Consider the following 20,584-nt stretch of genomic DNA (forward strand, 5'->3'; position numbering starts at 1 on the left):
CACCCCCAGTGGTCTGCGGGTCACGCGCACCCGTGGACTTCCGGGCGCCCGAGCCTGGTGGCCCGAACACCCGAACCCGACGTGTCCGCCGGGAAACCCGCAGCGGAGAGCTGGAGCGGGAGTTGGAGCGGGGAGGGAAGCCGCGTGGGGCGGCGGGGCGGGAGGTGGCGCGGACCCGCCGCCCCACGCGGCGAGTCAGCCGGCCCGGCGCCGCACGTGCCCGGGCACCGGGGTGCCCTCGGGCTGCAGGTGGCACGGCTCGGGCTCGCCGAACACCTGGCGGACGGGCAGCACCCCGGCCCACGCCGGGACGGTGCCGATGTCCTCCTCGTCGTCGACCGGGCCCCCGGTGCGGACCTTCACCGCCGCCTCGGTCAGGTCCAGCGCGAGCACCGCGGTCGCGGCCAGCTCCTTGCGGTTCGGCAGCCGGGCGTGCCCCCACGAGCCGGGCGCGAGGTGCTCGGTGAGCACGCGCAGCCCGTGCAACTTCTCGTCGTCGTCGGTCACGAGGGTCGCCCGTCCGTGCACGACGGCGGAGCGGTAGTTCATGGAGTGGTGGAACACCGAACGCGCGTAGACGACGCCGTCCAGCACGGTCACGTTGACGCACACGTCGACCCCGTCGGCGGCGGCCCGCAGGCTGCGCGCTCCGGTCGACCCGTGGAGGTAGAGGGTGTCGCCGTCGCGGCCGTAACCGGTCGGCAACACGAGCGGGCTACCGTCGACGACCACACCGAGGTGGCAGACCAGGCCCGCGTCCAGGACGTCGTGCAGGGCCGAGCGATCGGTCATCGCCCGGTTCTTGCCTCGTTTGATGGTGGACCGGTCGGTGGGGGAGAGGTCGGGGCGGGTCACCAGCCCAGACTGGTGGCCACCAGTGGCATCGTTGAAGGGCCATTCCCCGCCGAAGACGAAAGGCCACCGGGATGTCCGTGCCGTCCCAGCCGCTGCCGGCCGAGCTGCCCATCGCGCTGGACCGCGCGCGGGACGTGCCGCTGGCCGTGCAGCTCGCGGACGCGCTGCGGGCCGCGGCCGCCGCCGGGCAGCTCCGCAGGGGCGACCGGCTGCCCTCCACCCGCACGCTGGCCACCCACCTCGGCGTCAGCCGCACCGTCACCGCGGCCGCGTACGAGCAGCTCCACGCGGAGGGCTGGATCGACGGGCGGCACGGCTCCGGCACCTTCGTGACCACGACCCCGCCCGGCGCGCGCCTGCGGCCGAGGGCCGTGCCCCGCCAGGAGCCGGCGCCGGACGACGTCGTGCACCTGGTGCCCGGCGCGGCGTGGGCGGAGGGGCTGGACCGGGCCGCGTGGCGGCGGGCGTGGCGGGCGGCGGCCGACGAGCCGCCGATGATCCTGCCGCGCCGAGCGGGGCTGCCCTCCTTCCGGGCGGCCGTCGCCGAGCACCTCCTGCGGCACCGCGGCCTCGTCGTGCCGGCCGAGTCCGAGCGGTGCGACCCGGTCCTGGCCACGGCGGGCACGACCGCGGCGGTGGCCGAGTTGGCGCAGACCGTGCTCCGGCGCGGCGACCGGGTGGCCGTGGAGGAACCCGGCTACCAACGCGCGGTGGGCGTGTTCCGCGCGGCCGGCATGGAGGTCGTCGGCGTGCCGGTGGACTCCGACGGCCTCGTCGTGGCGGCGATCCCGGACGACGTGCGCGCGGTGTTCTGCTCGCCGGCGCACCAGTACCCCGTCGGCGGTCGGATGCCGGCCGCTCGCCGGGTCGAGCTGGTCGGGCGCGCCCGCGCGCGGGGTTGGCTGGTGATCGAGGACGACTACGACGGCGAGCTGCGCTACGACGTCGCGCCACTGCCGCTGCTGGCCGCGCTCGCCCCGGACGTCGTGGTCCACCTCGGCACCACCAGCAAGATCATCAGCCCGGTGCTGGGCACGGGCTGGATGGTCGCGCCGCCGGCGGTGGCCGGGGCCGTCCTGGAGCACCGGGACCGCACCGGCACGAGCCCGGCCGCCGCCGGGCAGCGCGTGGTCGTCGCCATGGCCCGGCACGGCGACCTGGGGCGCCACCTGCGGCGGCTGCGCCGCGAGCTGGCCGCCCGCCGGGCGTTCGTGGTGGACGCGCTGACCTCGGCCGGCCTGCCCGTGCTCGGGGACGACGCCGGCGCGCACGTGCTGGTGCCGGTGCGCTCGGCCGAGGCGGAACGCCGGGTCGTCGCCGAGGGGGAGCGGCGCGGGCTGCGGCTGGACGTGCTCTCCCGGCACTACAACGGCGTACCGGACCGCCACGGCATCCCCGTCGGCTACACCGCGCCGACCAGGGCGCGGCTGCGCGCGGCCGTGCCCGTGCTGGTCGACCTGCTGCGATCCGCGCAGTAGCCCTCGCGTGCGGAACCCCGTGTGCTTGCGCCGGACGGCAACCGCCATCCGGGTAGGGTCGGGCCTCATGACCGAGCGGAAGATCCGGGTGGCTGTCGTCTTCGGCGGTCGCAGCACCGAGCACGCCATCTCCTGTGTGTCGGCGGGCACCATCCTGTCCCACCTGGACCGGGACCGCTTCGAGGTGGTGCCGGTCGGCATCACCCGCGAGGGCGCGTGGGTGCTCGGCGCGGACGACCCGGAGGCGCTGGCCATCCGCGACCGCGAGCTGCCCGCGGTGGACGCGGGCGGCGCCGCGCTGGCGCTGCCCGGCGACCCGACCCGGGGCGGCATCCTGCTGCTGGAGCCCGGGCGGGCGGGCGAGGTGCTCTCCGGCGTCGACGTGGTCTTCCCCGTGCTGCACGGCGCCTACGGCGAGGACGGGACGATCCAGGGCCTGCTGGAGATGGCCGGGGTGCCCTACGTCGGTCCCGGCGTGCTGTCCAGCGCGGTCGCGATGGACAAGGAGTACACGAAGAAGCTGCTCGTGGCCGAGGGGCTGCCGGTCGGCGACTACGTCGTGCTGCGGCGGGGCGAGGACACCCTGACCGGGGAGCAGCGGGAGCGCCTGGGCCTGCCGGTCTTCGTGAAGCCGGCCAGGGCGGGGTCGTCGGTGGGCATCACCCGGGTCACCGACTGGTCGCAGCTGTCCGATGCCGTCGCGTTCGCCCGGCAGACCGACCCGAAGGTGCTGGTGGAGGCGGCGATCGTGGGCCGCGAGGTCGAGTGCGGCGTGCTGGAGCACCCGGACGGCCGGGTCGAGGCGTCGCTGCCGGGCGAGATCCGGTTCGTCGCCGAGGGCGTGGAGTGGTACGACTTCGAGGCCAAGTACCTCGACGACGTCTGCGAGCTGGACATCCCGGCGAAGCTGGACGACGACGTGTCCGAGCGGCTGCGCGACCTCGCGGTGCGGGCGTTCCGCGCGCTGGAGTGCCAGGGCCTGGCCAGGGTGGACTTCTTCGTGACCGACGCCGGCGAGCTCGTGGTCAACGAGGCGAACACGATGCCCGGCTTCACGGGAGCCTCGATGTACTGGCGGATGTGGGCGGCCACCGGCGTCGACCTGACCAAGCTGCTCACCACGCTGATCGAGACCGCCGTCGCGCGCGGCACCGGCCTGCGCTGACCCACTGCGCCCCTCAGGACAGCCCCCACCCGCCCTGGGGGGCGAGCCCCGCTCCAGCCTATCCCCGACGACGCCCCCGGCCCGAGGGTGAATCCGCGCCCTGTGGACAACTCGCCTCGGGCGGGGTCGCCGTTCACCCGGAGATCGGGTCGCTGTGGACAACTGCCGGCCCCTGTGGACAGCGGCTTGACAGAGGCCGGCCGGCTCCACTCACCGTGGCCGCCGGCCACGCCCCCGCGAACCCGACCCGCGCGACAACGGGCCCCACCGGTCGTGTTGTATCACCCGATTGTTAGGTGAAGCACACCGACCTGGCGGGGCCCGCGCTCGACAGGATGTGAACGGAATTCAGCGGTTCGGGTCGACCGGCTGCTCCGGCAGCGTGCGCTTCACGGCGGCCGAGATCTCCTGGATCGGCCCGGTGCCGCTGGCCTCGGGCAGGTTCACCGTGAGGTACACCGGCCGGTCCACGACCGTCCACACCACACCAGCCGGGCTGTAGTCGCTCAGCCAGGCGACCCCGTCCACCACCGAGAGCTGCGAGGTCTGGACCAGGCTCGCCGGCCGGGGCACGCCGCAGCGCAGCACCACCGGCTCGTACTCCGCGCCGCCCCACGCGGCGACGCCGGGCGGGGCGGGATCGGCGAGCGGGCGGCGCGGCAGCGTGGTGTTCGGCGCCGGCAGCTCGGCGGGCAACGCGCCGAGCAACGCCGCGCACTGCTCGGCGCCGGCCTGCGGCGCGGGCGTCGCGGAGACCGACAGCGGCCCCGACGAGCCGGACGAGCCCGCCGACCGCGTGGGCCGGGCAGTCTGACTGTCCGAAGTGGACGATCCAGAGAGGACGCCGACCACGGCGACCGCGCCGGCGAGCAGCACCGCCAACCCCAGCGCCGCCAGGAGCAGGGGGCGGGGCGGACCCGGGGGCCGGGGCGCGGTCGGTGCGGTGGACGCGGTGGGTGGCTGTCCGGTGGGCTCCTCGCTCGTCACCCGCTCACTACAGCACGCGGCTCACTTGATGTGGACGACCGGGCAGGTCAGGGTGCGGGTGATGCCGTCGACGGCCTGGATCTGCGCGACCACGAGCTGGCCCAGGTCGTCCACCGTGTCGGCCTCGGCCCTGACGATCACGTCGTACGGACCGGTGACGTCCTCGGCGGTGATCACACCCGTGATCTGGCCGATCCGCTCGGCCACGGCGGCAGCCTTGCCCACCTCGGTCTGGATCAGGATGTATGCCTGGACCACGGCGCGCCCCTTCGTCTCGACGGCGATGCTCGGGGTAGGAACAGTGACGAGCAAAGTACCCCAGCAGGTGAGCGCGACGCTCGTGATCGGAGGCTGAGTTGGGCGCGGACGGACCGTCACCCGCGGACACTGTCGCTGGAATGGGTGAGTTCGGTCTTATCCGACGGGTGACGGAGGGGCGCGTTCAGCCACCGAGCACCCTGCTGGGTCCCGGCGACGACGCCGCCGTGGTGGCTGCCCCGGACGGACGGGTGGTGGCCAGCACCGACGTTCTCGTCGAGAACGTCCACTTCCGACTCGACTGGTCCACTCCGGAGCAGGTGGGGCGCAAGGCGGTCGCGGTGAACGTGGCGGACGTCGCCGCCATGGGCGCGGTGCCCACCGCCCTGCTGGTCGGCATGGCCTGCCCGCCCGACACCCCGGCGTCGGTCATGGACGAGTTGGCCAACGGCATGTGGGCTGAGGCGGCGCGCGCCGGGGCCGGCGTGGTCGGGGGCGACATGGTGACCTCGGAGCGCCTGGTGATCTCGGTCACCGTGCTGGGCGACCTCCAGGGCCGCGCGCCGGTGACCCGTTCCGGAGCGCGGCCGGGGGACGTCCTCGCCGTGGCCGGCCGCCTGGGGTGGGCCGCGGCCGGGCTCGCGGTGCTCGGCCGAGGATTCCGGTCGCCGGTGGCGGTGGTCGGCGCGCAGCGCGCGCCCGAGCCGCCGTACGCGGCGGGACCGGCCGCCGCGGCGGCGGGCGCCACCGCGATGATCGACATCTCGGACGGGCTGCTCGCCGACCTCGGTCACGTCGCCGAGTCCTCCCAGGTCGGCATCGACGTGCGGACCGAGCTGCTGGAGGTGCACCAGCGCCTGGTCGACATCGCGAACGCGCTCGGCGCCGACCCCCGGCACTGGGTGCTGACCGGCGGCGAGGACCACGCGCTCGCCGCGACCTTCCCGACCGTCGAGGCCGTGCCCCCGGACTGGCGGGTGATCGGCGCCGTGCGCCAGGGGCAGGGAGTCACGGTGGACGGCCAGCCCTACGAGGGGCCGCAGGGCTGGGAGCACTGGCGCTGAGCAGCTGATTGCATAGTTATGCACTAAAAGGGATTGTTACGCGGTCGGGTCCTGCCTAGGGTGCGGGGCCATGGAGATGCGCGCGGTCGCCTACGACCACCCCGACGCCCGCAGGCTGGTCGCCGAGGTCCAGCAGGAGTACGTGCGCCGCTACGGCGACATCGACGTCACGCCGGTCGACCCCGCCGACTTCTCCCCGCCCCGCGGGCTGTTCGTGGTCGCCTACGTCGACGGGGCCGCGGTGGCCTGCGGCGGGTGGCGTGCGCACGACGGCGACGAGGAGGACTTCGTCGACGGCGACGCCGAGCTCAAGCGCATGTACGTCGTGGCGGCGGCGCGCGGCCGCGGCCTCGCCCGCGCCGTGCTCGCCGAGCTGGAGCGCACCGCCCTCGCCGCCGGACGTCGCCGCCTCGTGCTGGAGACCGGCACCAGGCAACCCGAGGCGATCGCTCTCTACACCTCGTCCGGCTACGCCCCGTCGGCCAACTTCGGCGTCTACAAGACGGAGCCGGAAAGCCGCTGCTTCGCCAAGTCCCTCCTCGGGCCCGCCGTCGGCTCCGATGCCGGTGACCCAGGGGTCGCCGCGACCGGCCTCGCCGCCGGATGACGACCACTCCACCGCTCCCGCGACGGCAGGCGAACCGGCGGAGACCGGCGGTGACAACTCGCGCCACTTGAGGGCAAGTGACGACCACTCGCGCGTCGCAACGGCCTCAATACGTAACGTTACGCGGATCACTGCTCCCGTCGAGCCGAAGAGGAGCCGCCCGTGCCCATCTACGCGCTGGGTGATGTCGAGCCGCGGATCCACCCCGACGCCTACGTCCACCCGGACGCCACCGTGATCGGCGACGTCCGCATCCGCGCGCACGCGTCCGTCTGGCCCCAGGCCGTGCTGCGGGGCGACTACGGCCGGATCGAGATCGGCGAGCGCACGTCCGTGCAGGACGGCACGGTCGTGCACTGCACCGAGATCCACCCCGCCGTCATCGGCGCGGACTGCGTCATCGGCCACAACGTCCACATCGAGGGCGCCACCATCGCCGACCGGTGCCTCATCGCCTCCGGCTCGGTCGTGCTCAACGGCGCGGTCGTCGAGACGGGCGCGATCGTCGGCGCGGGCGCGGTGGTCTCCTTCGACGGGCACGTGCCGGCCCGCGCGATGGCCCTCGGCGTGCCCGCCCGGATCAGGGAGAACTTCGAGGTGCCCGACGGGGCCTGGCAGTTCGCGGTCGACAAGTACGTCGCCAACATCGACCTCTACCGGCAGAAGCTGCGCCGGCTCGACTGACCGTGGGCGACTTCTTCGCACTGCTCGACGCGCTGGCGCGCGGGAACGACCTCGTGGTCGACCGGCCGAGGGGACGGCCGCACCCGCGGATCCCCGAGGCCGTCTACCCGCTCGACTACGGCCACCTCCTCGGCACGCGGGGCGGCGACGGCGCGGAGGTGGACGTGTTCGTGGGCTCCGCGCGCGGCCTCGGCGTCGTCGGCGTCCTGCTCACGACCGACCTGGCCAAGGGCGACGTGGAGACGAAGGTCCTGCTCGACTGCACCGCCGACGAGATCGCCGCGGCCAGGGCGTTCTGCGCCGACGTCCTGCGCATCGGCGGCGAGCTGGTGCCGCGCCCGCCCCCGTCCCCGGCCTCGTCCCCGTCGCCGCCACCGTCCGGCACCCGCTGACCCCGCCGACGGCGGCCCGCCCCGATCGGTCCCTCCCCAATCGACTTCGTGCCGATCCGCCGGCTCCGACCTGCGGAGACCCGGCGTCGCCGGAAACTGTCAGTGCCGCCCGGAACACTCAGCGCGTCCGGTTGCCGAGCTCGGGTGGAGGTGGCGGTGGTGAGCGGGCCGTTGACGGGGAAGGTGGCGCTGGTCGCCGGCGCGACCCGGGGTGCCGGGCGGGCGATCGCGGTGGAGCTGGCCAGGGCCGGGGCGACGGTGTACGCGACCGGCCGCAGCAGCCGCGCCGGCCGGTCGGAGATCAACCGGCCGGAGACGATCGAGGAGACCGGCGAGCTGATCACCGCGGCCGGCGGCGACGGCGTCGCGCTCCGCGTGGACCACCTCGACGTCGACCAGGTCAGGGACCTCGTCCGGCGGATCGACCTCGACCACGGACGACTGGACGTGCTCGTCAACGACATCTTCGGCGGCGACATCCACGCGGACTTCGGCAGCACGCTCTGGGAGCACCGGCTCGACGGCGGGCTGCGCATGCTCCGGCTGGGGATCGACACCCACGTCATCACCAGCCACCACGCCCTGCCCCTGCTGATCCGCCGGCCGGGCGGGTTGGTGGTGGAGATGACGGACGGCACCGCCGAGTACAACCGGGCCTACCGCCACCGCGAGGGCTTCTTCTACGACCTGGTCAAGGCCGCGGTCGAGCGGATGACCCTGGCCCAGAGCGTCGAGTTGGCGCCCCACGGCGGCACGGCCGTCGCCGTCACCCCGGGGTGGCTGCGCTCCGAGGCGATGCTCGACCTCTACGGCGTCACCGAGCGGAACTGGCGTGCCGCGACCGTGCCCGGGCCGGCGCCCGAGGGCGGGTCCGGGGCGCCGGAGGAACACGGGCACGACCAGCGGCTCCCCGCGTACGAGCCGCACTTCTGCATCTCCGAGTCCCCCACCTACGTGGCCAGGGCGGTCGTCGCCCTGGCCGGGGACCCGGAGCGCGCTCGCTGGTCGGGGCAGGTCGTCTCCAGCGGCCAGCTCGCGCCGATCTACGGATTCACGGACACCGACGGAACGCGACCGGACTGTTGGCGTTACGTCGTCGAGGTACAGGACAGGGGGCTGCCAGCCAATGACACGGGCTATCGCTGACCACGGGGTCGACCCGGGCCGGGAGGACGGTGGGGAGGCCAGCGGGGAGGCCGGAATGGACCAGCGGCGCGTTGGACTAGGGTCACTGCCCGTGAGTGGACGTCCCCTGCACGAGATCATGGAAGCCGGCTGGGCGGAGGCGTTGGCTCCGGTGCGCGAGCGCATCGGGGCGATGGGCGAGTTCCTGCGGGCCGAGATCGCGGCCGGTCGCCGGTACCTCCCGGCGGGCGAGCACGTGCTGCGCGCGTTCCAACAGCCGTTCGAGGACGTCCGGGTGCTGGTCGTCGGCCAGGACCCCTACCCGACTCCCGGCCACCCCGTCGGCCTCAGCTTCTCGGTCGCGCCGGACACCCGCCCGCTGCCCAAGAGCCTGATCAACATCTTCCGCGAGTACAGCGCCGACCTGGGGCACCCCGCCCCGTCCAACGGCGACCTGACGCCGTGGACCGAGCAGGGCGTGCTGCTGCTCAACCGGTCGCTCACGGTCGAGCCGGGCCGGCCCAACTCGCACCGGGGCAAGGGCTGGGAGGAGGTCACCGAGCAGGCGATCCGCGCGCTCGTGGCCCGCCGCAAGCCCATGGTGGCCATCCTCTGGGGACGCGACGCCCGCGGCCTGCGGCCGTGGCTGGAGGGGGTGCCGTGCGTCGAGTCGGCGCACCCCAGCCCGATGTCCGCCGACCGCGGCTTCTTCGGCTCCCGGCCGTTCAGCCGGGCGAACGAGCTGCTGGAGCAGCTCGGCGTGCAGCCCGTGGACTGGAAGCTGCCGTAGCCCGCCCGGGGTGACCCGGGGCCGGCCAAGCCGTCCGGGGGCTCACCAGCCCTCGGCCGGCGGGCTGATCAGGGAGAACAACGCGCCCTGGGGGTCGCGGACCGCGGCCGTCCGGCCGTGCGGGGAGTCCAGGGGGCCGTGGAACACGCCACCGCCCCGGCTCTCGACCACCCTCAGGGCGGCGTCGACGTCGGGAGTGGCGAAGTAGACCTGCCACTGCGAGGGGAGCTGGGCCGGCCACCCCGCGTCCATCGTCATGATCCCGCCGACCTCGCGGTCGTCGGCGCGGAAGGTCGTGTAGTCGAACTGGTCCGAGACCGGCGGGGAGATCTCCACCCCGAACACCGCCGAGTAGAAGCGGCGGGCGGCGGGCGCGTCCCGGCTGGCCAGCTCGTTCCACACCACCGCGCCGCGCTGGTTGACCAGGCTCGCGCCGATGTGGCGCCCCGCCTGCCACGCCCCGAACACCGCGCCGGACGGGTCGGCGGCCACCACCATCGTGCCGAAGTCCATCACGTCCATGACGTCCATCAGGAGTCGGCCGCCGTGGGTGGCGACCGCCTCGGCGGTCGCCCTGGTGTCGTCCGTCGCCAGGTACGTCAGCCAGGTGACCGGCTGCTGCTGGTCCGGCGGCGGGGTGTAGATCGCGGCGACGCTCCGCCCGTCGACCAGCGCCTGGGTGTAGTACCCGGTCTCGGCCGTCCCGACGGCGTAGTCCCAGCCCAGCAGCTCCCGGTAGAAGTCCATCGCCTCCTCCCGGTCGGAGGCCGACAGGTCGACCCAGCAGGGTGTCCCCTGGGCGTAGGACGTGACCTCGCTCATGCCGGACCTCCCCGCGCGGACCGGGTGCGTGCCGCCGCCGGCCACCGTCGCGCCGATGCTGGCACCGTCCCCGGCGCCCCGCCATCCGAGCCGCGCGGCGGTGAACCGGGTGGCGCGCACGGCAGAAGGCCCGGGTGGCGAGCCACCCGGGCCTTCCGGTCGAACCGCGGAACCGTGTCGCGTCAGCCGCGAACGACCTTGCCCGCCTTCAGGCAGGAGGTGCACACGTTCATGCGCTGGCGCTGCGAGACGCCGACCTTCGCGCGCACGGTCTGGATGTTCGGGTTCCACCGGCGGTGGGTACGCCGGTGGGAGTGCGAGACCGACATGCCGAAGCCCGGCCCCTTGCCGCAGACGTCGCAGACGGCAGCCACGTCAGACACTCCTTACGTCGTTCCTGGAACGCGCGGCCGCACCACACGGATGCGGGGCGCGGAAAAATGCACGTGCCCGGGCCGGGCCGGGCAATCAACTCGGACAGGGTAGCCCGTGAGCGCTGGGGCAGCCAAACCGCCCCCCTTCGGCCCGTCTAGTCTCGCCTGGTCAGACGATCACCACCACCGGCGGGAGGCGGAGCCGTGCTGCGGGTGCTCGACGCGGCGGCGCTCCGCCGCTGGGCCGCGGCGTGCGTCGAGGCGCTCGACGTCAGCCGCGAGGACATCGACCGCATCAACGTCTACCCGGTCGCCGACGGCGACACCGGGACCAACCTGCTGCACACCATGCGGGCGGCGCTGGACGCCCTGTTGCGGGTGGAGCCGGAGGCGCCGGCGGCGACCGCCGCGGCGGCCATGGCCAGGGGCGCGCTCACGGGGGCGCGCGGCAACTCCGGAGTGATCCTGTCGCAGGTGCTGCGCGGCTTCGCCGAGGCGTTCCGCGACCGCGCCGCCGCCGACAACAACGCCGACAACAACGCCAACGACAGCGCCGACGTTGACGCCGTCGCGCTGCGCCACGCGTTCCGGCGGGCCGCCGACCTGGCTCACGCCGCGGTCGCGGAGCCCGCGCCCGGCACCGTCCTGACCGTCCTGCGCGCGGTGGCCGACGGCGTCGCCGACGCCACGGCCGCCGAGGGGGACGGGAACGAGCTGACTGAGCTGCCTGAGTTGACTGAGCTGGCTGCGGTGGTGCTCGTCGCGGCCAGGACGGCCGCCACCGCGCTCAGCGAGACCCCGCACCAGCTCGCGGCGTTGGCCAGGGCGGGCGTGGTGGACGCCGGCGGCAGGGGGCTGGTCGTCCTCCTCGACGCGTTGGCGGCGACGGTCACCGGCCGGGCCGAGCCGTCCGTGGTCGCCACCCACCGGGTGGCCCGGTCGGCGGTCGTCCTGCGCGCCGAGCGGGAGAGCGGCTCGACGGAGTTCGAGTACGAGGTCATGTACCTGCTCGACCGCACCGACGACGCCGGCGCGGCGCGCCTGCGCGCGGAGCTGGCCGAACTGGGCGACTGCGTGTCCGTGGTGGCCGACGGCACCCCGGGCGGGCGCGGGCTGTGGACCGTCCACGTCCACACCAACGACGTGGGCGCGGCGGTGGAGGTCGGGATCGAGGTCGGGCGCCCGCACCGCATCACCGTGGTCCGGTTCGCCGACCAGGTCGCGGCCGAGCCCAGCCGGTTCGCCAGGGACCGGGCGGTGGTGGCCGTCGCCGACGGCGCGGGCACCGCCGAGCTGTTCCGGGGCGAGGGCGCCGCGGTCCTCCTCGGCCGGCCCAGCGTCGCGGAGCTGCTGGCCGCGATCGCCGGCGCGCGGGCGCGGCACGTCGTCGTGGTGCCCAACGCCGACGAGTTGACGCCGGTCGCCGAGCAGGCCGCCGACCAGGCCGTGCGGTCCGGGCAGGACGTCATCGTGGTGCCCACGGCCTCACCGGTGCAGGGGCTGGCCGCGTTGGCCGTGCACGACGCGACCCGCCGGCCCGGCGACGACGTCGTCGCCATGGCCGAGGCCGCGGCCGCCACCCGCCGGGGTGAGCTGGTGGTGGCCCAGCGGGAGGCGCTGACCTGGGTGGGCCGCTGCCAGCCGGGGGACGTCCTGGGCATGGCCGACGGGGAGGTGGTGCTCATCGCCGAGCCCGCCGACCTCGCGGGCGCCGCCTGCCGGCTGGCCGACCTCATGTTGTCGGTGGGCGGCGAGCTGGTGACCGCGCTGCTCGGCGCGGACGCGCCCGAGGAGCTGGCCGCCGAGCTGGAGGAGCACCTGCGCCGCTCCCACCCGGAGGTCGAGCTCGCCGTCTACCCGGGCGGGCAGGCGACGGCCGTCCTCCGGCTGGGGGTCGAGTGAACGGTGGGCCCGCGGTGGCGGTCGCGACGACGACCGGGGTGAAGCCGGGGACGGCGACGTGGGCCGATGTCGGTCGCGCGGGGTTGAATGAGTTCCGATGACCACGCTGGACGACAAGCTGGACCGGGTGCTCGGCGCGAAGAGCGGCAAGGCGCTGGAGGCGGCGCTGGGCCTGCGCACCGCCGGCGACCTGCTGCGGCACTACCCGCGGCGGTACGCCGAGCGCGGTGAGCTGACCAGCATCGCGGGCCTGGAGATCGGCGAGCACGCCACGGTGCTGGCCCAGGTGGAGCGCGTCAGCAGTCGCAGCATGCGCAGCCGGCGGGGCAACATCCTGGAGGTCCGCATCACCGACGGCCACCGGCACATGACCTGCACCTTCTTCAACCAGCCCTGGCGGGAGCGGGAGCTGCTGCCGGGCAGGAAGGGCCTGTTCGCCGGCAAGGTGACCGCCTACCGGGGCAAGCTCCAGCTCGCGAACCCCGAGTACCGGCTGCTGGACGCCGTCGACGAGGGGGAGGAGCGCTCGGAGGCCGAGGAGTTCGCCGGCACGCTCATCCCGGTGTACCCGGCGGCGCAGGGCCTGCCCTCCTGGTCGATCGCCCGCTGCGTCGCGCAGGTCCTGGACACCCTCGACGAGCCCGACGACCCGCTGCCGGAGCAGCTGCGGACGCGGCACCGCCTGCTCGACCTCGGCGCGGCGCTGCGCGGCATCCACCGGCCGGCGGACCGGGCGGCCGTCGAGGCGGCCAGGGACCGGCTGAAGTGGGACGAGGGGCTGGCGGTGCAGCTCGCCCTGGCGCAGCGCCGCCAGGTGGCCCAGACCCGCCCCGCCCCGGCGTGCCCGCCGCGGTCCGGCGGCATCCTGGACGCCTTCGACGCCCGGCTGCCGTTCCAGCTCACCGCCGGGCAGCGGGAGGTGGGCGAGACGATCGCCGCCGACCTGTCCGGCGAGCACCCGATGAACCGCCTCCTCCAGGGCGAGGTGGGCTCGGGCAAGACCATGGTCGCGCTGCGGGCCATCCTCCAGGTCGTGGACGCGGGGCGGCAGGCGGCGATGCTGGCGCCCACCGAGGTCCTGGCCGCCCAGCACGCCCGGTCGCTGCGGGAGATGCTGGGCGACCTGGCGATGGCGGGGGAGCTGGGCGCGGCCGAGCACGCCACCCGGGTCACCCTGCTCACCGGCTCGCTGCCGGCCGCGCAGCGCAAGCAGGCGCTGCTGGACGCGGCCTCCGGCGCCGCCGGCATCGTCGTCGGCACGCACGCGCTGATCCAGGACCGGGTGTCGTTCGCCGACCTCGGCCTGGTGGTGGTGGACGAGCAGCACCGGTTCGGCGTCGAGCAGCGGGACGCGCTGCGGGCGCGGGGCGGGGAGGAGACCAGTCCGCACGTCCTGGTCATGACCGCCACCCCGATCCCCCGCACCGTCGCGATGACCGTCTACGGCGACCTGGAGACCTCTTCTCTGCGCGAGATGCCGGTGGGGCGGTCGCCGATCGCGACCACGGTCGTGCCGGCGGCCGAGAAGCCCGCCTGGCTGGACCGCGTGTGGCAACGCGTCGTCGAGGAGGTGCGGGCCGGCCACCAGGCGTACGTGGTGTGCCCGCGCATCGGCGACGACGGCGGGGGCGGGAAGGACGGCCGCGACGAGGACGCGCCGGACGCCGCGTCGGGCGCGGCCGAGCCGGAGCCGGGCGAGTCCGACGGGCCGGACGGCTCGGACACCGAGCGGCGACCGCCGTTGGCGGTGCTGGACGTGGCGCCGGCGCTGGCGTCGGGGGCGTTGGCCGACGTCCGGGTGGGGGTGCTGCACGGTCGGCTGCCCGCGGAGGAGAAGGACGCGGTGATGCGGGCCTTCGCGGCCGGCGACGTGGACGTGCTGGTCGCCACCACGGTCGTCGAGGTCGGTGTCAACGTGCCGAACGCGACGGCCATGGTGATCATGGACGCGGACCGGTTCGGCGTCAGCCAGCTGCACCAGCTGCGCGGCCGCGTCGGCCGGGGCAGCGCGCCCGGGCTGTGCCTGCTGGTCACCGAGACGCCGGGCGGCACGACCACCAGGGAGCGGCTGGACGCGGTGGCCGCCACCCTCGACGGCTTCGAGCTGGCCCGGCTGGACCTGGAGCTGCGGCGGGAGGGCGACATCCTCGGCGCGGCCCAGTCCGGGCGGCGCTCGACGCTGCGGCTGCTGTCGCTGCTGCGGGACGAGGAGCTGATCGCGGAGGCGCGGGTGGAGGCGCAGCGCCTGGTCGCCGCCGACCCCGACCTGGTCGGCCACCCCGGGCTGGCGCGGATGGTCGCCGAGCTCGTCGACGACGAGCGCGCGGAGTACCTGGAGAAGACGTGATCGCCGTCGGCGAACGCGCCGGTGATTCTCTGGCGTGTCGCCGGCAAACGGGTGAAAATGAGCCACGAAAATCTTTCCCGACTCCGTTCGAACAACAGCCGTACGGTGGCTCGTCAAGTGGCTGTCCGGTGACCGGAGATGATGTCCGTCACCTGGGATATCGCTCCCGTGACGCGGAATACTCGGGATACCGTCGGGCCATCCACCCCTGACCACCTTCGGGAGGAAGCGGGATGTTTCGCAAGGTGCTCGTCGCCAACCGCGGCGAGATCGCGATCCGCGCCTTTCGCGCGGCTTACGAGCTGGGCGCGAACACCGTCGCCGTGTTCCCGCACGAGGATCGCAACTCGCTGCACCGGCTGAAGGCCGACGAGGCGTACGAGATCGGCGAGCCGGGCCACCCCGTGCGCGCCTACCTGTCCGTCGAGGAGATCGTCAAGGCGGCCAGGGAGGCCGGAGCGGACGCGATCTACCCGGGTTACGGCTTCCTGTCCGAGAACCCGAAGCTGGCCGAGGCGTGTCGCGCGGCCGGCATCACCTTCGTGGGACCCACCCCCGAGGTGCTCACGCTGACCGGGAACAAGGCCACCGCGGTGGCGGCGGCCAGGGAGGCCGGGCTCCCGGTGCTCCGCTCCTCCGCCCCCTCCTCCGACGTCGAGGGGCTGCTCGCGGCCGCCGACGAGGTCGGCTTCCCGGTGTTCGTCAAGGCGGTGGCCGGCGGTGGCGGCCGGGGCATGCGCCGCGTCGAGACGCGCGAAGCGCTGCGCGAGGCGCTGGAGGCCGCCATGCGGGAGGCCGACGCGGCCTTCGGCGACCCCACCGTGTTCCTGGAGCAGGCCGTGGTGGAGCCGCGGCACATCGAGGTGCAGATCCTCGCCGACGCCGAGGGCAACGTCATCCACCTGTTCGAGCGGGACTGCTCGGTACAGCGGCGGCACCAGAAGGTCATCGAGATCGCCCCGGCGCCCAACCTGGACCCGGAGCTGCGCGAGCGCATCTGCGCGCACGCGGTGGCCTTCGCCAAGCACATCGGCTACGTCAACGCCGGCACCGTCGAGTTCCTGGTGGACCGGGAGGGCAACCCGGTCTTCATCGAGATGAACCCGCGCATCCAGGTGGAGCACACGGTGACCGAGGAGGTCACCGACGTCGACCTGGTGCAGTCCCAGCTGCGCATCGCCTCCGGCGAGACGCTGGCCGACCTCGGCCTGAGCCAGGACTCGATCCAGCTGCGCGGCGCCGCGCTCCAGTGCCGGATCACCACCGAGGACCCGGCCAACGGGTTCCGGCCGGACACCGGCATGATCAGCGCCTACCGGTCGCCGGGCGGCTCCGGGATCCGGCTGGACGGCGGCACCGTGCACGCCGGCGCCGGCATCAGCGCGCACTTCGACTCCATGCTGGTCAAGCTGACCTGCCGCGGCCGGAACTTCGCCGCCGCGGTGGCCAGGTCCCGCCGCGCCGTCGCCGAGTTCCGCATCCGCGGCGTGGCGACGAACATCCCGTTCCTTCAGGCGGTGCTGGACGACGACGACTTCCGCAACGGTCGCGTCACCACGTCGTTCATCGAGCGCCGACCGCACCTGCTGACCGCCCGCCACTCGGCGGACCGGGGCACCAGGATGCTGACCTACCTGGCGGACGTCACGGTCAACAAGCCCAACGGTCCCCGCCCGACCTCCGTCGACCCGGCGCTGAAGCTGCCGCGCGGGCTCGACCTCGCCGCCGCGCCGCCGGCGGGCTCCCGGCAGAAGCTGCTGGAGCTCGGCCCGGAGGGTTTCGCCTCCTGGCTGCGGCAGAACCCGGCGGTCGGCGTCACCGACACGACCTTCCGGGACGCCCACCAGTCGCTGCTGGCCACCCGGGTCCGCACGAAGGACCTGCTGACGGTGGCCCCGCACATCGCGCGGATGACCCCGCAACTGCTGTCGGTGGAGGCGTGGGGCGGCGCCACCTACGACGTCGCGCTGCGGTTCCTCGCCGAGGACCCGTGGGAGCGGTTGGCCGCGCTGCGCTCCGCGCTGCCCAACATCTGCATCCAGATGCTGCTGCGCGGCCGCAACACCGTGGGGTACACGCCCTACCCGACCGAGGTGACCAAGGCCTTCGTCGAGGAGGCCACCGCGACCGGGATCGACATCTTCCGCATCTTCGACGCCCTCAACGACGTCAACCAGATGCGGCCGGCGATCGAGGCGGTCCGGGAGACCGGCACCGCCGTGGCCGAGGTCGCGCTCTGCTACACCGCCGACCTGTCCGACCCGGCGGAGAAGCTCTACACGCTCGACTACTACCTGCGGCTGGCCGAGCAGATGGTCGACGCCGGCGCGCACGTGCTGGCGATCAAGGACATGGCCGGCCTGCTCCGGCCGCCGGCCGCGGCCAAGCTCGTCACCGCGCTGCGCTCGGAGTTCGGGCTCCCGGTCCACCTGCACACCCACGACACGCCCGGCGGCCAGCTCGCCACCTACCTGGCGGCCATCCAGGCCGGTGTGGACGCGGTGGACGGCGCGGCCGCGTCGCTGGCCGGCACCACGTCGCAGCCGGCGCTGTCGGCGATCGTGGCGGCCACCGACCACACCGAGCGGGCCACCGGCCTGGACCTGCAGGCGGTCTGCGACCTGGAGCCGTACTGGGAGGCCGTGCGGCGGGTGTACGCGCCGTTCGAGTCCGGCCTCGCCTCGCCGACCGGCCGCGTGTACCGCCACGAGATCCCCGGCGGGCAGCTGTCGAACCTGCGGCAGCAGGCCGTCGCGCTCGGCCTCGGCGACCGGTTCGAGGAGATCGAGGCGATGTACGCCGCCGCCGACCGGATGCTCGGCCGGCTGGTGAAGGTCACCCCGTCGTCCAAGGTGGTCGGCGACCTGGCGCTGCACCTGGTGGGCGCCGGGGTGGACCCGAAGGAGTTCGAGGCCGAGCCCGGCCGGTTCGACATCCCGGACTCGGTCGTCGGCTTCCTGCACGGCGAGCTGGGCGACCCGCCCGGGGGCTGGCCGGAGCCGTTCCGGGCCAGGGCGCTGGCCGGCCGCACCGCGCCCCGGCGCCTGGTCGAGCTGTCCGACGAGGACCGCGCGGGGCTCGTGGACAACCGCAGGGCCACCCTCAACCGGCTGCTGTTCCCCGGCCCGGCCAGGGAGTTCGCCGCGCACCGCGAGGCCTACGGCGACACCAGCGTCCTGCGCAGCAAGGACTTCTTCTACGGCCTGCGGCCGGGCGAGGAGTACTCGGTCGACCTGGAGCCGGGCGTGCGGCTGCTGATCGGCCTGGAGGCCATCGGCGAGGCCGACGAGCGCGGCATGCGCACGGTGATGGCCACGCTCAACGGCCAGCTCCGGCCGATCCAGGTGCGCGACCGCTCGGTGGCCTCGGACATCCCGGCCGCCGAGAAGGCCGACCGGACCAACCAGGACCACGTGGCCGCGCCGTTCGCCGGGGTCGTCACGCTGGCCGTGGCCGAGGGCGACCAGGTGGAGAGCGGTCAGACGATCGCCACCATCGAGGCCATGAAGATGGAGGCCGCGATCACCGCGCCCAAGCCGGGCGTGGTCAAGCGGCTGGCCATCGGCTCGGTGCAGCAGGTCGAGGGCGGTGACCTCCTGCTGGAGCTGGCCTGATGCCGGTCGAACTGGTCGCTGTTCCCCAGCACCAGGGGGCGGTCGTCGTCAACGGCGGTCGACTGCCCACCGGATGCGCCGCGCTGGCCGAAATGGCCGGCGCGGCGCTCCGCCGTTCGCCCAGGGTGGTGGCCGTCGCGTCCGGGACCACGCCCCGCACCGGGGGAGTGGCCAGCCTCAGCGGGCTGGTGGCCAACCGGTGGGCGCAGCTCGCCGCGTTCCGCCGGGTGACGGACCCCGTCCTGCTCGTCGGCGGCGACTGCGGCGTGGAGACCGCGGCGCTCGCGGTGGCGCGGGAACGGGTCGGCGAGGGGCTGGGGGTCGTGTGGTGGGACGCCCACGCGGATCTCCACACGCCGCGGACCTCGCCGTCCGCGGCGTTCCACGGGATGGCGCTGCGGGCGGCGTTGGGCGAGGGCGATCCCGCGCTCGTCGCCGACCCCCCGATCACCGCGGGGCAGGTGGTGCTGGCGGGGGCGCGGGCCGTGGACGCCGACGAACGCCCGGCGATCGAGGCGGGTCTGGTCGCGCACCTGCCGCCGGAGGCGGCGCGCGACCCGCGACGGGTGGCGGGCGCGCTGGTCGCGACGGGCGCGCGGCAGGCCTACCTCCACGTCGACCTGGACGTGCTGGACCCGGGTGTTTTCTCGGGCGCGTGCTGTCCGGAACCGGACGGGTTGACGGTCGACGAGGTGGTCGCGGGGATCGAGGCGGTGGCGGCGGCGCTGCCGGTGGTCGGGGTGGGCATCACCGAGTGCGTGACCACCGACCGCGACGAGCTCGGCCGAATCCTCCCGATCGTGCGAGCCGCCTGCGCGGCGCTGGAGTGACTGGCGGCGATCAGGAAAACGGAGCGTTCACAACGACAGCGGTTTCCCGAGTGTCAATCGCACGTTGAGAGATGCGCTTTCGTGGTGAGTGGAGAGTGGACTTCCGTCAAGTGCTGGTGGCGGGCCTGTGGACAAGTGCCGCGGTCTGTCCACAGGGGACGGTAATTCCCTGGCGGCGGCCGGTCTCCGCCGGATAGGCTTGAGCGGGGCTCGTCCCCCGGGAGGGCGGGGGTCTGCCCAGGGGGTTGTCGTTTCGCGGGGAAAAGCAGAAGAGCGGCGCCCATGGGCGCCGCTCTTCCGTCGTTTTCCCGGGCGTTACTTGAGGATGCCCTTGAGGTCGTCCAGGATCCGGTTGGCCGCCAGCAGCCCGAGGCCCACGTAGAAGTGGTCGTCGTCCACCCGGGACGCCTTGCCCGCCCGCACCGCGCCGAGCGACTTCCACTGCGGCATCTCGGTCACCGCCTTCTCCCCGGACTTCTCCGGGTCGCCGAAGGAGGCGTAGATCAGCACGTCGCCGTCGAGCTGGCCGATGTTCTCCCGGGAGATGTCCTGGAAGACCTTCTCGCCCTGCTGCGACTGCGGTCGGGCCACGCCGACGTCGGCGAGGACCGTGCCCAGGAACGAGTTCGGCGTGTAGGCGCGGATGGTCTGCGCGCCGGTGACGAACCGCACCGCGCTCACCTTCTTCGACGCCGGGTCGCCCAGCTGCTGGCCGACCTGCTTCGCCCGGTCCCTGTACTGGGCGAGCAGCTTCTCCGCGTCGCCCTTCTTCCCCAGGGCGTCGGCGTAGAGCAGGAAGGTCTCCCGCCAGGTCGAGCCGATCTGGTCGGCGAACACGGTGGGCGCGATCTGGCTGAGCTTGTCGTAGTGCTGGGCGTGGCGGACCTTGTTGGACAGGATCAGGTCCGGCCGGGCCTCGGTGATCCGGTCGAAGTTCGGGGCCGGGATGGTGCCGACCCGCTTGGTGTCCTTGAGCCGGTCCTTGAGGTAGGCGGGGAAGTCGGCGGAGACCTCGGTGGTGACCGCGCCCACCGGGGTGACCCCGAGCGCGAGCACGCTGTCGAGCTCGCCGGTGTCCAGGACGACGACGCGCTGGGGGTTGGCCGGCACCTTCGTCTCGCCCATCGCGTGCTTGACGGTGCGCTCGGCGCCCTGGCCGGTGGACGCGCCGCCGGCGGGGGTCGAGCCCCCGCCGCAGCCGGACAGGGCCAGCCCGGCCACCGTGGCCAGGGCGATGAGGGTGGTCAGCGGACGGATGCGGCGTAGGCGCACTCGGTCCTCCTTCGACGG

At 74.1% G+C, this 20,584-nt stretch carries 18 protein-coding genes; 12 read left to right on the forward strand and 6 right to left on the reverse strand.

Going from position 1 to position 20,584, the window contains the following annotated elements; genetic code table 11:
* Positions 1–195 precede the first annotated feature (195 nt).
* The gene (locus tag BUE43_RS19965; protein ID WP_073486093.1) at positions 196–792 is read right to left on the reverse strand and encodes a pyridoxamine 5'-phosphate oxidase family protein; all 597 of its coding nucleotides are present in this window, start codon (positions 790–792) and stop codon (positions 196–198) included.
* Positions 793–926: 134 nt separating this feature from the next.
* Between BUE43_RS19965 and pdxR the strand changes: the two genes are divergently transcribed.
* Both pdxR and BUE43_RS19975 read left to right on the forward strand, forming a co-directional pair.
* A complete protein-coding gene (gene pdxR / locus BUE43_RS19970) occupies positions 927–2,333 on the forward strand; it encodes a MocR-like pyridoxine biosynthesis transcription factor PdxR (RefSeq protein ID WP_073485435.1) in 1,407 nt (468 codons plus the stop codon).
* A gap of 67 nt (positions 2,334–2,400) precedes the next feature.
* Positions 2,401–3,498 carry a D-alanine--D-alanine ligase family protein gene (locus tag BUE43_RS19975; RefSeq protein ID WP_073485437.1) on the forward strand — a complete coding sequence of 366 codons (1,098 nt, stop codon included), beginning with the start codon at positions 2,401–2,403 and terminating at the stop codon, positions 3,496–3,498.
* A gap of 348 nt (positions 3,499–3,846) precedes the next feature.
* On the opposite strand, the gene BUE43_RS19980 is transcribed toward BUE43_RS19975, so the two are convergent.
* Together BUE43_RS19980 and BUE43_RS19985 are read right to left on the reverse strand one after the other, a co-directional pair.
* Positions 3,847–4,485 carry a DUF3515 domain-containing protein gene (locus tag BUE43_RS19980; protein ID WP_083959856.1) on the reverse strand — a complete coding sequence of 213 codons (639 nt, stop codon included), beginning with the start codon at positions 4,483–4,485 and terminating at the stop codon, positions 3,847–3,849.
* A 21-nt stretch (positions 4,486–4,506) separates the two neighbouring features.
* Complete coding sequence (locus BUE43_RS19985) at positions 4,507–4,743, reverse strand: Lrp/AsnC family transcriptional regulator (RefSeq protein ID WP_073485439.1); 237 nt, start codon at positions 4,741–4,743, stop codon at positions 4,507–4,509.
* A 98-nt stretch (positions 4,744–4,841) separates the two neighbouring features.
* Here BUE43_RS19985 and BUE43_RS19990 point away from each other — a divergent pair, with 98 nt between their 5' ends.
* From BUE43_RS19990 to BUE43_RS20015, 6 genes are all read left to right on the forward strand, one after another.
* Positions 4,842–5,807, forward strand: coding sequence for a thiamine-phosphate kinase (locus tag BUE43_RS19990; protein ID WP_268844437.1), 966 nt, complete (start codon positions 4,842–4,844; stop codon positions 5,805–5,807).
* A gap of 70 nt (positions 5,808–5,877) precedes the next feature.
* Positions 5,878–6,414 carry a GNAT family N-acetyltransferase gene (locus BUE43_RS19995; RefSeq protein WP_073485443.1) on the forward strand — a complete coding sequence of 179 codons (537 nt, stop codon included), beginning with the start codon at positions 5,878–5,880 and terminating at the stop codon, positions 6,412–6,414.
* 162 nt (positions 6,415–6,576) lie between these two features.
* Positions 6,577–7,098 (forward strand): gamma carbonic anhydrase family protein, encoded by a 522-nt coding sequence (locus BUE43_RS20000; RefSeq protein WP_073485445.1) that lies wholly within the window; start codon positions 6,577–6,579, stop codon positions 7,096–7,098.
* Positions 7,099–7,100: 2 nt separating this feature from the next.
* Complete coding sequence (locus BUE43_RS20005) at positions 7,101–7,490, forward strand: inorganic pyrophosphatase (protein WP_200797603.1); 390 nt, start codon at positions 7,101–7,103, stop codon at positions 7,488–7,490.
* A gap of 159 nt (positions 7,491–7,649) precedes the next feature.
* Positions 7,650–8,636 carry an SDR family oxidoreductase gene (locus BUE43_RS20010; protein ID WP_073486099.1) on the forward strand — a complete coding sequence of 329 codons (987 nt, stop codon included), beginning with the start codon at positions 7,650–7,652 and terminating at the stop codon, positions 8,634–8,636.
* 91 nt (positions 8,637–8,727) lie between these two features.
* Positions 8,728–9,405 carry a uracil-DNA glycosylase gene (locus BUE43_RS20015; RefSeq protein ID WP_073485446.1) on the forward strand — a complete coding sequence of 226 codons (678 nt, stop codon included), beginning with the start codon at positions 8,728–8,730 and terminating at the stop codon, positions 9,403–9,405.
* A 42-nt stretch (positions 9,406–9,447) separates the two neighbouring features.
* Here the strand turns inward: BUE43_RS20015 and BUE43_RS20020 are convergent, their stop codons facing one another.
* Positions 9,448–10,227, reverse strand: coding sequence for a VOC family protein (locus BUE43_RS20020; protein ID WP_073486101.1), 780 nt, complete (start codon positions 10,225–10,227; stop codon positions 9,448–9,450).
* A gap of 182 nt (positions 10,228–10,409) precedes the next feature.
* Positions 10,410–10,601 (reverse strand): 50S ribosomal protein L28, encoded by a 192-nt coding sequence (rpmB, locus tag BUE43_RS20025; RefSeq protein ID WP_073485448.1) that lies wholly within the window; start codon positions 10,599–10,601, stop codon positions 10,410–10,412.
* Positions 10,602–10,805: 204 nt separating this feature from the next.
* On the opposite strand from rpmB, the gene BUE43_RS20030 reads away from it, so the two are divergent.
* The 4 genes from BUE43_RS20030 to BUE43_RS20045 all read left to right on the forward strand — a co-directional run bounded on the left by BUE43_RS20030 (position 10,806) and on the right by BUE43_RS20045 (position 19,294).
* Entirely contained in the window at positions 10,806–12,503 is a 1,698-nt protein-coding gene (locus BUE43_RS20030; protein ID WP_073485450.1) for a DAK2 domain-containing protein, read from the forward strand.
* A gap of 97 nt (positions 12,504–12,600) precedes the next feature.
* Entirely contained in the window at positions 12,601–14,850 is a 2,250-nt protein-coding gene (gene recG, locus BUE43_RS20035; protein ID WP_073485453.1) for an ATP-dependent DNA helicase RecG, read from the forward strand.
* A gap of 233 nt (positions 14,851–15,083) precedes the next feature.
* The gene (locus BUE43_RS20040; RefSeq protein WP_073485455.1) at positions 15,084–18,464 is read left to right on the forward strand and encodes a pyruvate carboxylase; all 3,381 of its coding nucleotides are present in this window, start codon (positions 15,084–15,086) and stop codon (positions 18,462–18,464) included.
* Positions 18,464–19,294, forward strand: coding sequence for an arginase family protein (locus BUE43_RS20045; protein ID WP_073485457.1), 831 nt, complete (start codon positions 18,464–18,466; stop codon positions 19,292–19,294). Before BUE43_RS20040 ends, BUE43_RS20045 begins: the two co-directional genes overlap by 1 nt.
* Before the next feature lie 315 nt (positions 19,295–19,609).
* On the opposite strand, the gene BUE43_RS20050 is transcribed toward BUE43_RS20045, so the two are convergent.
* On the reverse strand, positions 19,610–20,566 hold the full coding sequence (locus BUE43_RS20050; protein ID WP_200797604.1) for an ABC transporter substrate-binding protein: 957 nt from the start codon (positions 20,564–20,566) through the stop codon (positions 19,610–19,612).
* Positions 20,567–20,584 lie beyond the last annotated feature (18 nt).

This window comes from Streptoalloteichus hindustanus (assembly GCF_900129375.1).
Taxonomy (GTDB): Bacteria; Actinomycetota; Actinomycetes; order Mycobacteriales; family Pseudonocardiaceae; genus Streptoalloteichus; species Streptoalloteichus hindustanus.